Annotated in this window: 10 protein-coding genes; 1 reads left to right on the top strand and 9 read right to left on the bottom strand. The window is 69.8% G+C overall.

Features of this window, described 5'->3' with window-relative positions; all coding sequences use genetic code 11:
* Window positions 1-35: 35 nt before the first annotated feature.
* The 3 genes from OO69_RS39810 to OO69_RS39820 are packed head-to-tail and all read right to left on the bottom strand — an operon-like array spanning window position 36 to window position 3,218.
* Window positions 36-905, bottom strand: a complete 870-nt coding sequence (locus tag OO69_RS39810) for a carbohydrate ABC transporter permease (protein ID WP_078652779.1) — start codon at window positions 903-905, stop codon at window positions 36-38.
* A complete protein-coding gene (locus OO69_RS39815) occupies window positions 898-1,893 on the bottom strand; it encodes a carbohydrate ABC transporter permease (protein ID WP_033285825.1) in 996 nt (331 codons plus the stop codon). The genes OO69_RS39810 and OO69_RS39815 overlap by 8 nt, the downstream gene beginning before the upstream one ends.
* A gap of 8 nt (window positions 1,894-1,901) precedes the next feature.
* Window positions 1,902-3,218 (bottom strand): ABC transporter substrate-binding protein, encoded by a 1,317-nt coding sequence (locus OO69_RS39820; RefSeq protein WP_033285826.1) that lies wholly within the window; start codon window positions 3,216-3,218, stop codon window positions 1,902-1,904.
* Window positions 3,219-3,428: 210 nt separating this feature from the next.
* Here OO69_RS39820 and OO69_RS39825 point away from each other — a divergent pair, with 210 nt between their 5' ends.
* On the top strand, window positions 3,429-5,198 hold the full coding sequence (locus OO69_RS39825) for a hypothetical protein (RefSeq protein ID WP_033285827.1): 1,770 nt from the start codon (window positions 3,429-3,431) through the stop codon (window positions 5,196-5,198).
* 122 nt (window positions 5,199-5,320) lie between these two features.
* On the opposite strand, the gene fusA is transcribed toward OO69_RS39825, so the two are convergent.
* The 6 genes from fusA to OO69_RS39855 form a co-directional block, all read right to left on the bottom strand.
* Window positions 5,321-7,408, bottom strand: a complete 2,088-nt coding sequence (gene fusA / locus OO69_RS39830) for an elongation factor G (RefSeq protein ID WP_051801549.1) — start codon at window positions 7,406-7,408, stop codon at window positions 5,321-5,323.
* 249 nt (window positions 7,409-7,657) lie between these two features.
* A complete protein-coding gene (locus OO69_RS39835) occupies window positions 7,658-8,500 on the bottom strand; it encodes a C40 family peptidase (RefSeq protein WP_033285829.1) in 843 nt (280 codons plus the stop codon).
* Between the two features lie 155 nt (window positions 8,501-8,655).
* Window positions 8,656-12,519 carry a helix-turn-helix domain-containing protein gene (locus OO69_RS39840; protein ID WP_420707949.1) on the bottom strand — a complete coding sequence of 1,288 codons (3,864 nt, stop codon included), beginning with the start codon at window positions 12,517-12,519 and terminating at the stop codon, window positions 8,656-8,658.
* A gap of 166 nt (window positions 12,520-12,685) precedes the next feature.
* Window positions 12,686-13,063, bottom strand: a complete 378-nt coding sequence (locus OO69_RS39845; RefSeq protein ID WP_033285830.1) for a hypothetical protein — start codon at window positions 13,061-13,063, stop codon at window positions 12,686-12,688.
* A 159-nt stretch (window positions 13,064-13,222) separates the two neighbouring features.
* On the bottom strand, window positions 13,223-14,092 hold the full coding sequence (locus tag OO69_RS39850) for an ABC transporter permease (RefSeq protein WP_033285831.1): 870 nt from the start codon (window positions 14,090-14,092) through the stop codon (window positions 13,223-13,225).
* 32 nt (window positions 14,093-14,124) lie between these two features.
* On the bottom strand, window positions 14,125-15,168 hold the full coding sequence (locus tag OO69_RS39855) for an ABC transporter substrate-binding protein (protein ID WP_033285832.1): 1,044 nt from the start codon (window positions 15,166-15,168) through the stop codon (window positions 14,125-14,127).
* Window positions 15,169-15,173: the final 5 nt, after the last annotated feature.

Below are 15,173 nucleotides of genomic sequence, written 5' to 3' on the forward strand. Positions count from 1 at the left end.
AGTCCCTTTACGGTCAGCGGAGTTGGTCGGGTCGGTCACTTGACGGCGCCCGCCGTCAGCCCGGCGACGAGATAGCGCTGCAGCAGCAGGAAGCCGGCGACCACGGGCACGCTGACGACCAGCGAGGCGGCCATGATCTGGTTCCAGTACACGTCGTTGAGCGTGGAGTAGCCCTGGAGTCCGACGGCGAGCGTGCGGGTCGAGTCGTTGGTCATGACGGAGGCGAAGAGGACTTCTCCCCACGCGGTCATGAAGGCGTAGACGGCGACCGCGACGATGCCGGGGATCGCTGCGGGGACGACGACGCGCAGCAGTGCGCCGAGCGGTCCGCAGCCGTCGACCAGCGCGGCTTCGTCCAAGTCCCTTGGCACGGAGTCGAAGTAGCCGATCAGCATCCAGATGGAGAACGGGAGCGAGAAGGTGAGATACGTCAGGATCAGGCCGCCGCGCGAGCCGAACAGGGCGATGCCCGTGGCGTTGCCGATGTTGACGTAGAGGAGGAACAGCGGGAGGAGGAACAGGATGCCCGGGAACATCTGCGTCGACAGGACGGTGACCGTGAAGACGCGCTTGCCGCGGAACTCGTAGCGGCTGACGGCGTACGCGGCGAAGACCGCGATCACCACCGAGCACATCGTCGCGGCGACGGACACGATCAGCGAGTTCATGAAGTACTTCGCGAGCGGGACCGTCGACCAGATGTCGATGTACGGGCGGATCGTGAGACCGCTCGGCAGCCAGCGGAACTTGCCCGTGACGTCCGAGAGCGGTTTCAGGGAGCTGGAGAGCATGACGTACACCGGCACCAGGACGAAGCCGGCGAGCAGGGTGAGGAAGATCCGCCGCGACCAGATGAAGGAGCGGGGCGGTGCCATCGGCGACCTGGTGAGAGAGGAACTAGACATCGGCCGACCTCCGTCCGCGTGAGGTGATCACCAGGTACACGCCGGTGACGACGAGCAGGAACAGGAGCAGCAGGACCGACATCGCCGAGCCGGTGCCGAAGTTCCAAGTGACGAACGAGGCTTGGTAGATGTGCACCGAGATGAGGTCCGCGGCCTCGGGGGCGGACCTGCCGAAGAGGACGTACGGCGTGTTGAAGTCGTTGAACGTCCACAGGAACAGGACGAGGACCAGCACCTGGTTGACGGGGCGCAGCGACGGCAGGGTGATGCGGCGGATCTGCTGCAACAGGCCGGCGCCGTCGATCGACGCGGCCTCGTACAGCTCCTTGGGGATGTTCTGCAGGCCGGCCATGACGATGAGGAAGGCGAACGGCCAGCCCTTCCACACGTGCACGATCAGCAGCGCGTAGAAGCTGTTGTCGCCGATCAGCCAGAACGACGGCTTGCTGGTGATGTGGAGTTGGTCGTGCAGGACGTGGTTCACCAGGCCGTTGTCGTGCTGGAACATGAAGACCCAGGTGATGACGGCCGCGTAGACCGGCAGCGCGTACGGGATGAGAAAGAGCGCTCTCAGAAGCCCCCGGCCGCGGAAGTTGTCCTGCATGTAGATCGCGGTGACCGTGCCGAGCAGCCAGCAGAACGCGACCGACAGCAGGGTGAACACGACGGTGACGAAGAAGGAGTGGAGCAGCGCCTTGCCGACGGGGGCGCTGAAGTCCACCGAGACCTTGTAGTTGCCGAAACCGGTCCAAGGAGCGGTGCCCCAGTCGCGGATGTAGAACTGGGTGAGCTCCTTGAAGCTCATGACGATGCCGATGACCATCGGCACCAGGTGGACCAGGAGTTCGAGGATCAGGGCGGGCAGAAGCAGCAGATACGGCAGTCCGATCCGGCGGATCCGGTCGGTACGGCGGCGGCGCGGCCCGGGGGCCGCCGTGGCGGAAGAGTCCTTCCGCTCGGCGGCCTCCGGGGTGACAGTGCTCGTCACAGTCGCACTCACTTCGCCGGCATCTGCTGCTGAGCCTTTTCGAGCTCCGCCTTGACCGACGCGGTCGTCACCGCGCGACCCGCGGCGGCGTCGGCGAACAGGTCCTTGACGGCCGTGCCGACCGCCGTCTCGAACTGGGACTCGTCGGCGACCTGCGGGAGCGCGGCGGCGCTCTTCGCGAGGGTGTCCTTGAGGACGGCGTTCGCGGGGGTGTTGAACGCGGTGTCCTCCTGCGCGGTCTTCACCGGCGGGATGGAGCTGTACGCCGTGTTGAGGATCTTCTGCTCGGCGTCGCTCGTCATGAACTTCACGAACTTGGTGGAACCGTCCAAGTTGTCCGTGTTCTTGAAGACGGCGAGGTTGATGCCGGCCACCATCGAGTTGGTCTGCGCTCCGGTGCCCGGGGTGCCGGACTGCACGGGGATCGGGGCGATGCCGTACGAACTGTCGCTCATGCCCTGCGACTTGAGGTTGGCGGACGCCGACTGCCACATCAGCATCGCCGTCTTGCCCTTGGCGAAGTCGCTGACGGACTGGTTCTGCGCGTACTCGGCGTTGCCGACCGGGATGACCTTGTCCGTGGCCATCAGGTCGACGTACTGCTTGACGGCCGCCACGACACCGGCGTTGGTGAAGTCGGCCTTGCCGTCGGCGGTGAAGAAGTCCGCGCCGTGCTGCTTGGCGAAGACGAAGGCGTGGTGGATGTTCTCGGAGACGTTGGCGCCCTCGGCGCCGAGCACCTGCTTGCCCTTCGCCTGGATCTTCTTGCCGTCGGCCACCAACTCGGTCCAGGTGGCGGGCGGTTGGGAGATGCCGGCGTCGGCGAATATCTGCTTGTTGTAGTAGAGCGCGTACGCCATCGAGTACAGCGGGACGGCGGCCGGGTCCTTGCCGGTGGCGCCGGTGGAGCCGAGCGCGGAGTCGACGAAGCGGTCCTTGCCGCCGATCTTCGCGAAGTTGGCCGTGTTCCACGGCAGGAAGGCGCCGGTGGCCTGGAGGGAGGCGCTCCAGGTGTTGCCGATGTTCAGGACGTCGGGGCCCTGGCCTGAAGTCGTCGCCGTGAGGATCCGGTTGAGCAGGTCGGACCAGGGCACGACCTCCAGCTTCACCGTGATGCCGGTCTGCTTCTTGAACTTGTCGAGTTCGGGCTGGAGGACCTTCTTGTCGATCGCGATGCTGGCGCCCTGGTTGGAGGCCCAGTAGGTGAGCGTCTTGGGCGAGTCGTTGGATCCCCCACCCGTGGACGAACCGCCTCCGCAGGCCGTGGCCGCAAGGGCGAGTGACATGGTGACGGCGCCTACGGCCGCGGCTCGGATGCTGCGCATACTCCGGGTGTCCCTTCAGGGAATGCACTCACGACTTAATTTAGGACGTGAGTTAAACCTCGGAAGCCAGAGGCGTCAAGAGTTTGGACGCCACTCGTCGAACTCGGTCGTACCTCTTGACGACCGTGTTCACGGACCTGAAGCATTCCCCCGCGAGAGAGCGCTCCCAACCCCACCGGCGTTCATTTCATGAACAAGGAGAGCCGCGAAATGTCCTCAGTTCCCCGCAGAACCGTTCTCGGTGCGGCCGCAGCCGTGTCCGCGCTGGCAGCACTGCCCGCCCCCGCCTCCGCCGCCCCCACGACTCCCGCCGCGAACAAGCCACTTGCCACCCTGCCGGGCGGCGGCGATCTCGGTCCCAACGTGATCGTCTTCGACCCGTCCACCGCCGGCATCCAGGCCAGGCTGGACCAGATCTTCGCCCAGCAGGAGACGGCCCAGTTCGGCACCGGCCGCTATCAACTGCTGTTCAAGCCGGGCACGTACAGCGGGCTCAACGCCCAACTCGGCTTCTACACCTCGATCTCCGGGCTCGGCCTGTCCCCCGACGACACCACGATCAACGGTGACATCACGGTCGACGCCGGCTGGTTCAACGGCAACGCCACCCAGAACTTCTGGCGTTCGGCGGAGAACCTCGCGCTGGTCCCCGTCAGCGGTACGAACAGGTGGGCCGTGGCTCAGGCGGCCCCCTTCCGTCGTATGCACGTACGCGGCAGCCTCAACCTCTCCCCGAACGGCTACGGTTGGGCCTCCGGCGGCTACATCGCCGACAGCCGGATCGACGGCCAGGTCCAGCCGTACTCGCAGCAGCAGTGGTACACCCGGGACAGCGCGATCGGCAGCTGGCTCAACGGCGTCTGGAACATGGTCTTTTCAGGCGTGCAGGGCGCTCCGGCGCAGGGTTTCCCGAACCCGGTGTACACCACGCTGGCCACCACCCCGGTCTCCCGCGAGAAGCCCTTCCTCTACCTGAACGGCACCGAGTACCGCGTCTTCCTCCCCGAGAAGCGCACCAACGCGAGCGGCGTGACCTGGGGCAACGGCACCCCGCGCGGCACCTCGCTGTCCCTGTCCCAGTTCTACGTCGCGAAGCCGGGCGTCACGGCCGCCACCCTCAACCAGGCACTCACACAGGGACTTCACCTCCTGCTGACGCCGGGCATCTACCACCTGGACCAGCCGATCCAGGTGAACCGGGCCAACACCGTGGTCCTGGGCCTGGGTTACGCAACTCTCGTCCCGGACAACGGAGTTACGGCCCTCAAGACCGCCGACGTCGACGGCGTACGGCTGGCCGGGTTCCTGATCGACGCGGGCACGGTCAACTCGAGCACCCTGCTGGAAGTTGGCCCGTCCGGTACGACGACGGACCACTCCGCCAACCCGACCACCGTGCAGGACGTGTTCGTCCGGATCGGCGGCGCGGGCGCGGGCAAGGCCACCACCAGCATGGTCATCAACAACCGGCACACCATCGTCGACCACACCTGGCTCTGGCGCGCCGACCACGGCTCGGGCATCGGCTGGGACATCAACCGGGCCGACTACGGCCTCGTCGTCAACGGCGCCGACGTGCTGGCCACCGGCCTGTTCGTGGAGCACTTCAATAAGTACGACGTGCAGTGGAACGGCGAGCGGGGCCGCACGATCTTCTTCCAGAACGAGAAGGCGTACGACGCCCCGAACCAGGCCGCGATCCAGAACGGGTCGATCAAGGGCTACGCCGCGTACAAGGTCGCCGACAACGTGACCGTGCACGAGGGTTGGGGCCTGGGCAGTTACTGCTACTACAACGTCGCCCCGACGATCGTGCAGCACAACGGCTTCGCGGCGCCGAACCGTTCGGGCGTGAAGTTCCACGACCTGCTGGTCGTCTCGCTCGGCGGCCAGGGCCAGTACGAGCACGTCATCAACGAGACGGGCGCGCCGACTTCGGGCACGTCGACCGTGCCGTCCACGGTGGTCTCGTACCCCTGAGACTCCGGGGCATCCCTGAGACCCCGGAGTCCCTGAGACGTCGGAGTCCTTGAGACCCCGGAGTCCCTGAGTACGTGGCGGGTGCGGGCCGAAGCTCCCCCTTCGGTCCGCACCCGCCACCGTCACCGGACGGTCACCGCGTTCGGCGCCGGGGCGTACCCCGTCGGCTGGGCGGTGAACGTCCCCCGGCCCTGGGTCCGGCTGCGCAACCGCGTTGCGTAGCCGAAGAGTTCGGCCAGCGGCACGGTCGCCGTGACGATCGCCGAACCCGTGCGGGTCGTCGAGCCGGTGACACGGCCGCGCCGGGCGGCCAGGTCGCCGAGCACGCCGCCGACCGCGTCCTCGGGCACGGTGACGGTGACCTCGACGACCGGTTCGAGGAGGACCGTCGTACAGGCGCGCAGGGCTTCGCGCAGGCCGAGGCGGCCGGCCGTGCGGAACGCCTGCTCCGAGGAGTCCTTCACGTGGGTCGCCCCGTCGGTCAGCGTCACGCGCAGCCCGGTCACCGGGAACCCGCCGATCGGCCCCTCGGTGAGGGCGTCACGGCACCCGGCCTCCACCGAGCGGACGTACTCCTGCGGCACCCGCCCGCCGACGACCGCCGAGCGGAACTCGAAGCCGAGGCCGTCGAGCGGTTCGACGTCGAGCACGACATGCGCGAACTGCCCTGATCCGCCGTCCTGTTTGACGTGCCGGAAGACCAGTCCGGACACCCCGCGCACGACCGTCTCGCGGTAAGCGACCCTCGGGCGGCCGACGTTGACGTCCACACCGGTGGCCTGGCGGATCTTCTCCACCGCGACCTCCAGGTGCAGTTCGCCCATGCCGGACAGGACCGTCTGGCCGGTCTCGGCATCCGTCCGTACGACCAACGACGGGTCCTCCTCGGCCAGTCGGGCGAGCGCCGACGCCAGACGGTCGGTGTCGGTGCTCCTGCGCGCCTCGACCGCCACCGAGACCACCGGGTCGGCGACCGCGGGCGGTTCGAGGACGAGCGGGGCGTCCGGTGCGCACAGCGTCGAACCGGCGCGGGCCGACTTCAGTCCGACCACGGCGACGATGTCCCCGGCGATGGCCCGGTCCAACCGTTCGTGCCGGTCGGCCTGCACCCGCAGGATGCGCCCGATCCGCTCGGTGCGCCGCGCGCCCGGGTCCCACACCGTGTCTCCCTTCTCGATCGTGCCCGAATAGATGCGCAGGTAGGTCAGCCGTCCGGTCCCGGTCGCGCTCACCTTGAACGCCAGTGCGGAGAACGGCACTTGAGGATCCGCCGCCCGCTCCTGCTCGCCGCCGTCGCCGTCCGTTCCCCGTACCGGCGGAACGTCCGACGGCGACGGCAGATACGCCACTACGGCGTCCAGCAGCGGCTCGATGCCGCGGTTGCGGTAGGCCGAGCCGCACAGCACGACCACGCCGTCGCCGGTGCGGGTCAGGTCGCGCAGGGCGGAGCTCAACGTCTCGGCGGACAGGGCCGATCCGTCGTAGAACTCCTCCAGCGCGCCCGCGTGCAGTTCGGCCACCGCCTCCTCCAGCAGCCGTCTGCGTCGTCGCGCTTCCTCCAACAAGCCTTCCGGCACCGGGAGTTCCGCCGCCGTGTCGCTGCCGTCGGTCCACACCAGGGCACGCATCCGGAGCAGATCGACGACGCCGGTGAAGCCGTCCTCCGTGCCGATCGGCAACTGCACCACCAACGGCGCCGGATGGAGCCGTTCCCGGATCGAGGCGACGGCCGTGTCGAGGTCGGCGCCCGCGCGGTCCAGCTTGTTGACGAAGGCGATGCGCGGGACGCCGTACCGGTCGGCCTGGCGCCACACCGACTCGCTCTGCGGCTCGACGCCCGCGACGGCGTCGAACACGGCGATCGCGCCGTCGAGGACGCGCAGGGACCGTTCCACCTCGTCGGCGAAGTCGACGTGGCCCGGGGTGTCGATCAGGTTGATCCGGTGACCGTCCCAGGCGCAGGTGACGGCCGCGGCGAAGATGGTGATGCCACGGTCGCGCTCCTGGGGGTCGAAGTCGGTGACGGTCGTACCGTCGTGGACCTCACCGCGCTTGTGGGTGGTGCCGGTGAGGTAGAGGAACCGCTCGGTGACGGTGGTCTTGCCGGCATCGACGTGGGCGAGGATGCCCAGGTTGCGGACGGCGGAGAGCGGAGTGGTGAGAGGGCGTTCGGTGCGCACGGCCCGTTGCCTTTCGAAAGTGAATTCCATGCAGGGCAGCGCAATTCCCGTGCGGGAGAGTCGACTTGACGGAACGTCAAAAAGCTGTCACGTCACGGGCATCCGGTGCCGGCCGCGCAGCGGGCACCGGACGGCCGGAGACACCAGGATCACCTCGTACCGGGAGGGGGGAACGACGACAGCGGTGCTGTAGCGCACGGCCGGGCTCCCCTCACTCGTCAACGGATGTGGCGAGTGTAGGGAAGCCCGGGGCGCGGAGCACGGGATTTATGGTGCGGGTCAGGTGCAGGTGGGAACGCCGTCCAGCCAGGCCGGTCCCTGGATGTAGATGTTGGTCATCCAGGCCTTGTAGTCGGGCAGATAGGCCCAGGCGTCGTTGGTGTAGCCGTCCGAGGTGACGGTCTCCGCGTGCTTCTGGCACTCGACGCGGATGCTGGTCGCGTCGGGGAAGGCGTAGACGCGCGTCGCGCTGACGGAGGGTGCGGTCTTCGTCCAGACGCCGGTGCCCCAGGTCTGGAAGACATGCCCGGTCACCGCACCGGTGTTGACGCGGACGGCCCCGAAGTAGTCGCCGCCCAGGCGGACATCACTGACCATCAGATGCGTGCCGGACTGCCTGGCCTCGACCATCTTGCCCGCGCCGATGTAGATCGCGATGTGGTGCAGGTCGTCCGAGGTGCCGTAGGCGAGCAGGTCGCCGGGGAGCAGCGGGGCGAGGCCCTGGGCCGCCGTGAAGCGGGCGGCGGCGCGGGTCGTGTAGTACTGCTGGCTCGCGTCGCCGTTGAGGATGTCGGAGCCGGTGGCCTGCGCGTAGGCGTAGCGCACGAGACCCGAGCAGTCGAAGCCGACCCGCTCGCCGTCCTGTTCGCTGGCCGGGTCGTGGCCGTCGGGCTGGCCCAAGGTGGCGCCCGGTTGGTCGCCGTGGCCGCCGCTCCACGTGTACCAGGTGCCCGCGTCGACCTCGGCGCAGGCCGCGGCGATCGCGCTCTGCGCGGCGGCCGAGGCGCCGGGTGCGAGGACGCCGCAGCTGCCGGCCGCCGGTGCGGCGACGGCCGCGGGCGCCCAGAGGAGGAAGGCGAACAGTCCGATGAGTGTGCCGATGATTCCGGTCCGCCGGAGCATGCCGGGACCCCCGTTTTCTGTGGTCCGTAAGTGGTCGGGCACCAGCCTGCCGACCCCGGCCCGGCCGGTCGAGGACCCGGCGACACCCCACCCCGAAGGGCAACGGGAAACCCTTGGGAAACCCCCTCCCACCAGGGGCAGTTGGCCATCCACGGTCAGGGCTTGGCACACGCGGGGGTGAAGGACACGGGCAGTCCCGGCATCAGTGTCTTGCGTTCCTCGGGGCCGATCGCCTTGCGCAGACGGCAGATTCGGCTGAGCCGGTCGCCGAGGTCCAGGTCCCACAGGCGTACGGTCCCGTCGTTGCTGCTGCTCGCCAGGGTCTGTCCGTCGGGCGCGAACGCGACGCCCCAGACCGCGTTCGTGTGCCCGGTGAGCGTGGCCCACGGCCGCCGCGCGGCCACGTCCCAGAGCCGCACCGTACGGTCGCTGCCGCTGCTCGCGAGGAGGTGGCCGTCCGGCGAGAAGGCGAGGCCGCGTACGGATCCGGTGTGGCCGGTGAGGGAGGCCTCGAAGCGGCGGTGGCGGACGTCCCACAGGCGGACGGTGCCGTCGTTGCTGCTGCTCGCGAGGGTCCGGCCGTCGGGGCTGAAGGCGACGCCCCGGACGGCGCCGGTGTGGCCGGTGAGGGTGGCGAGCGGGCGGTGGGTCGCCGTGTCCCAGAGGCGGACGGTCAGGTCGTCGCCGGCGCTGGCGAGGGTGCGGCCGTCGGGGCTGAACGTGACATCGTTGGCAGAGTCCAAGTGGCCGTTGAGAACGGCGAGTTGGCGGTGGCTCCGGACGTCCCAGATGCGGACCGTGCGGTCGGCGCCGGCTGAGGCGAGAGTGCGGCCGTCGGGCGCGAACGCGACCGAGAAGACGTCCCCGGTGTGGCCGGTGAGGGTCGCGAGCGCGCGGTGCGAGCGGACGTCCCACAGCCGGATCGTGCCGTCCGAGCCCGCCGACGCGAGGGTCCGCCCGTCCGGGGAGAAGGCCACCGAGAACACGCTCTCGCGGTGGCCCGTGAACGTCGTCACGACCCGGTGCCGGGCCACGTCCCACAGCCGGACGGTGTGGTCCGCGTCGGCCGTCGCGAGGAGTGTCCCGTCCGGGCTGTACGCGGCCTGCGAAACCTCGGTGAACGGGCGGGCCGTCAGGACCGGTCCACGCAGGTCCCACAGCACCACCGACTGGTCGAAGCCGCCGGTGGCGAGGGTCGTTCCGGTGGAGTTCACGGCGACGGACATCACGTAATCGGTGTGCCCGGCGAGGACCGCGGCCGGCCGGCCTGTGCGCACGTCCCACAAGCGCGTCGTACCGTCGCCGCCCGCGCTGACGACCGTGCCGCCGTCGGGCGTGTAGGCGACGGCGTTGACGTCGTCACTGTGTCCGGTGAGCGTCGCCGTGGACCGGTGCAAGGCCACGTCCCACAGGCGTACGGTCCGGTCGACGCCCCCCGAGGCCACGCTCCGCCCGTCCGGCGCGAACGCCACGCCGAGCACCTCGTCGGTGTGCCCCCTGAGTACGGCGAGGGACCGTCCCCGGTCCGTGTCCCACAGCCGTACGGTGCGGTCGGAGCCGCCCGAGGCCAGCATCTTGCCGTCCGGGGCGTAGGCCAGCGAGTTGACCCGGCCGGTGTGCCCGACGAGCCGTACCTCGGTCGGCCTGTCGCCGGCGATGTCCCAGAGTTGGACCGTTCCATCGTCACCGGCGACCGCGAGGGTACGGCCTCGGGGGTCGAAGGCGAGGGCGCGGGCGCCGGTGGTGCTCGCGGGCAGCAGGGCCCGCACCCGGTGGTCGGCGGTGCCCCAGATACGGACCGGTCCATCGCTCGACGTCGCCGCGAGGGTGGCCCCGTCGGGGCTGAAGCCGACCGAGCGGACCCGTCCGGGGAGGGTGAGCGTGGCGGTCGTACGGTGATCGCTGGTGCGGCGCAGTTGTACGGTGCCGTACGCGCCGGCCGTCGCGAGGAGTCTGCCGTTCGGTGCGAAGGCGACGGCGTTGACCGGGCCGTGCCGGCCGACGAGGCGGGAGGAGAAGGCCTGGGCCTGGGTGCTGAGCAGGGCGCCGCGGGCCTCGGGGGTGTGGTCGGCGCGGTAGGCCTCCTCGGCGAGGAGCATCGAGGCCTCGGGCTGGCTGCCGGCCAGGGAGGTGGACTGCACGGCGAGGGCCTGGGAACGGGCCACACGTTCCTGGTCGAGGGCGCTCGCGCGCTGCTCGTAGGCGAGACCTCCGGCGGTCAACGCGAGGCCGAGCAGGACGGCCAGGGTCGCGAACAGGGCCTGGCGGAACCGGATCTGACGTCTCGCCAGATGCTGACGGGCGTCCTCCTCCGCCTGGCTGGCCTGGAGGAAGGCCTCTTCGCGGGGGCCTAGGCGGCCGCGGCCGTCGAGTTCGTCGGCCCAGGCGCGGACCGTGTCGAGGCGGGTGCCGCGGTAGAGGGCGGACGGGTCGCGGTTCTCGCGCTCCCATTCGGCGGCGGCGTGGGCGAGTTGCTGGTGGATGAGGAGTCCGGCGCGATCGGCGTCGATCCAGTCGCGCAGCCGGGGCCAGGCGTGCAGCAGGGCCTCGTGGGTGATCTCGACGGTGTCACGGTCCACGGTGATCAGCCGGGCCCGGACGAAGACGTCGAGGGCTGCCGACGCGGCGTCCGCGTCGGCGAGTTGCTCCATCAGGGCGCTGCGGCCCGCGCGGCGCCGGGTCGCGACGATGCCCTCGTCGGACACGTGGACGAGCCGGGACAGGACGCGCCGGATGGTCTTCTGCTCGGCCGGGTACAGCTGGGCGAACACGGTCTCGGCGGTGCGGGCGATGGCGCCCTGGATGCCGCCGGTCCGCTCGTACCCGGCGACGGTGAGGGTGGTGTCCTCGCGCTGCTGCCAGGTGGCCAGGAGGGCGTGCGAGACGAGGGGCAGGGCGCCGGACGGGGTGTCGTCGGGGGTGTTGGAACGGTCCACGGTGCCCGGTTCGTCGCGCAGACCCGCGTCGCGCAGGAGGAGCGGGACCAGGCCGGGTTCGAGGGTGATACCGGCGAGTTCGGCGGGGCGGGTGATGGACGCGCGCAGTTCCGCAACCGACATGGGCAGCAGGACGAACAGGCCGTCGGTGAACACCGGTGCCAGTTCCGGGAGTTCGAGGCAGCGGCCGGTGAAGTCGGCGCGGACGCCGAGCACGACGACGGCGGGGTCCGGGCCGGTGGACAGCGCCCACAGGACCCGTACGAAGGCCCGTCGCTCGCTCTCGTCGGAGCAGAGGGTGAAGAGTTCCTCGAACTGGTCGACCAGCAGCACCGGCAGGACCGGTGGCGGGCGGCGGCCGTCCGCGCCGGGCGGGGCACTCTCCGAGCGGGCGCGGACCGCCTCCAGTAACGCCTCGGGGCGGTCGGTCAACTCCTGTGCGGTGAGGTCGAGTTCACTGCCGAGGACCTTCGTCGTCCGTTCGACGAGTTCGTCCAGCGGATGGGCGGTGGGCGTGAGCGCGACCACCGGCCAGCGCTCGGCGCCGGGCATCGGGAAGCCGCCGGGGCGGCGTAACGCGGGGACGAGACCGGCGTTCAGGAGCGAGGACTTGCCGGCGCCGGACGGGGCGACGAGCAACAGCGGTCCGCCGCCCACGCGTTGGAAGACCCGCTCGACGAGCGCGGCCGTGGCCCGCTCCCGGCCGAAGAACCAGGCCGCGTCCTGCGGGGTGAACGCCGACAGTCCGCGATACGGACAAGTGGGGGTACCGGTGTCGGCGGCCGCCCCACCGCCGCGCTCCGCCGGGCCGGTCTCGCGCACCAGCCGGAGCAGCTCGCCGTCGGCGCGCAGGATGTGGTCGCACTGGCGGGCCACGTCGACGGTCGCCCGCTTGACGCCGGTCTCGATCTTGCTGAGATAGCCCTTGCTGTAGTGCGTCTGACGTGCGAGATCGGCCAGCGACAGTCCGCGCTCCCGGCGCAGCCGTCTCAGCTGTGCGGGAAAGGACGGTGCGGCCTGTGCGGTGCTTCCCGGCTGGTCGGACCGGTCCACGCCCGCCTGTTCGTACTGCTGATCCCCCAAGGCATCCCCCTGGCACTGGCCTGTCCGGATCGTGGGACGGCGGATGCCCAGGTTACTGCGGGGGCCGGACAGCGAGAGAGGGCTTTCACCCGGAGTGGCGAAAACGGAACGGCCGGGACCCGTGTGGACCGGTCCCGGCCGTGCTGCCCCGTGGGGGGAGATCCCGCTACGGCCTGTTGAGGACGATGGAGTTGATGGGCGTGAAGTTGCGGAGGAGGCCGTTGTCCTGGGCGATCGTGTCGGTGCAGTTCGTGCCGTTGGACCCGTTGCACAGGGTCACGGACGCGCCGCCGGTCTGGTTGTTGAGGATCCAGTGCTGGCCGAACTGGTTGCTGAGGTTGTGGGCGCCGTAGCTGTAGTACACGTCGGTCGGGTGCGGGTTGTCCTTCGGGACCACTCCCTCGCCGTAGATGCAGACCGCCCCGGACGGGCATCCGTCCCAGGGGACACTGCCCGCGGGCTTCGCCTGGGCCGCCCCGCTCATCGCCACCACGGCGATGGTCGCGGTCGCGAACGCGGCGGCGGTGCTCAACATCTTGCGCATGTTTCCCCCTAGTGGGTCTCCTGCGTCGTCGCAGGCCGTGCTCCGTGCTGACGGGGATCAGCCTGTCCCGGCGGAGTCCGGGGGTCGACGGGTTTCCCGTTGCCCGTCCGGGGTGCGGCCGGGCAACCCCGTTTGATCAGGGGTTTTACGGTCCGGCGGTCAACCGGCGCGTCGCTCGGACGGCCTCCGCGGACCGAGCCCCAGTCGCTTCAGCGCGTATGTGTCCAGCCAACTCAGCACGCCGTTGAGGATCAGGGTCATCACCACCAGGACGATCAGGCCGGCGAACTCGGTGGCGGCGTCGAGGTTCATGGCAGAGGTGAACAGTTCGTGGCCGACGCCTTCGGAGGAGGCGATGAACTCGCCGCCGATGACGCCGAGGATCGCGAGCGGGCCGCCGGTCTTGAGCGCGGCGAAGAAGGGGGCGGCGAGGGTGGGGATCGTGACGTAGCCGAGGACGTGGTGGCGGCGGCCGCCCATCACCTGGACGATCTCGACGAGTTCGCGCTCGCGAAGACGCAGGCCGAGGTAGACGTTGTAGAAGACGACGAAGGACACGCCCGTGACGGCGATGTTGATCTTCGACCAGGGGCCGATGCCGAAGAACAGCAGGAAGAGCGGCGCGAGGGCGATCTTGGGGATGCCGTTGACGGCGGCGACCAGGGGTTCCAGGACCCGGCCCGCGAGCGAGAAGGAGCCCAGGAGGAGGCCCATCACCGTGCCGAGGACCACGCCGATGGCGAATCCGGCGGCCACCTCGATCGACGTCACCCTGATGTCGATCCACCCGGAGGAGGAGCCGAGCAGCTTCCACAGGGCGTGCGACACGTCGGTCGGCTTGCTGACCGCGTACTCCGGTAGGACCGGTCCACTCATCACCTGCCAGAGGACCAGGCAGAGCGCGATCACCGCGAGACGCAGGGCCACCACGATGGCCGTGTCCCGCCAGCGGTCGTTGTTCCTGCGGCGTCGTTCGGTCGCGACCGCGACCTCGGTCGTGCTCCCGGGCGTGTCGGTGGCAGTCGCCATCGTCTGCTCCTTCCGCTTTCTCGCCGGCCGTGTCATGGCAGGTAGGTGTTGGTCCAGTCGCTCGTGGTGACCTTGGCTCCGTCGGGGAGCGCGCCTATCGCGTCGATGAAGGCCGTCGTGGTGTTCCAAGTGGCGGCGTCCATCGAGGACTTGGCCGGCCAGTCGACCTGTTCGAGGCTGCCTTCGAGGACCTTGGCCGGTACGCCGGGCAGCGCCTTCTGCGCTACGGCCAGCACGGTCTTGTCCTGCTTGTCGGCGAGGTGCGTCCGCATGTAGGCGGTGCCCTGCTGGACGGCCGTGACGAACTTCTTCGCGATGTCGGCGTGCCCGGTGGCGTAGCTCTTCTGGGCGACCACGAACTGGCTGTATCCCGAGTGCGTGGCGTCCCATTCGGGCACGGTCAGAGGCGTCGCTACGACGATGCCGTCCCCGGAATCGGCGATCTGCAGGGGCAGCGGTTCCGAGGTGACGAACCAGTCGATCTCGTGGTTGTTGAGCGCGGCCTTGTCCGCGACCGGGCTGGGCAGCGACACCCACTTCAGCTTGGTGGGGTCGACGCCGTGGGATTTGAGGAAGATCCCGGCCTCGGCCTTGGTGTTGGCCGAGCTGGCCCCCGCGGTCGAGTCGGCCAGCGCCTTCGCGACCTCGGCGGCCGGGGTGGAGGCGGTCAGGTCGTGGTCCTGGGCGAACTTCTTGCTGACGACGAGCCCGAGCGGGTTGCCCAGCCCGTCGGCGGCGAGCGCGGTCTCCGGGAGCCCCTTGGACAGCGCGGTCACGAACCCGGTCGGGCTGTCGTGGAGGAACTGCACGGAGCCCGCCTGGAGGGCCGAGGGTCCGGTCGCGGCGGTCAGCGTCACGTACTTGATCTTGAGCCCCTGCTTGCGGAAGTAGCCGTTGGCGTCGGCCACTTTGAGGGGCAGGTCGAAGATGTTGCCGCCGGTGCCGACCGTCACGGTGGTGAGTCCGTCGGCGCTCGCCGAGGAGTCGCCGCCGCACGCGGTGAGCAGCGCCGTGCCGAGCGCCATGGTCGCCGCCAGCGCGACGGCGGTACGGGTGTCCGCGGTGCGTAGTCTCATGAGGT

The organism is Streptomyces sp. NRRL F-525 (genome assembly GCF_000716605.1).
Classification (GTDB): domain Bacteria; phylum Actinomycetota; class Actinomycetes; order Streptomycetales; family Streptomycetaceae; genus Streptomyces.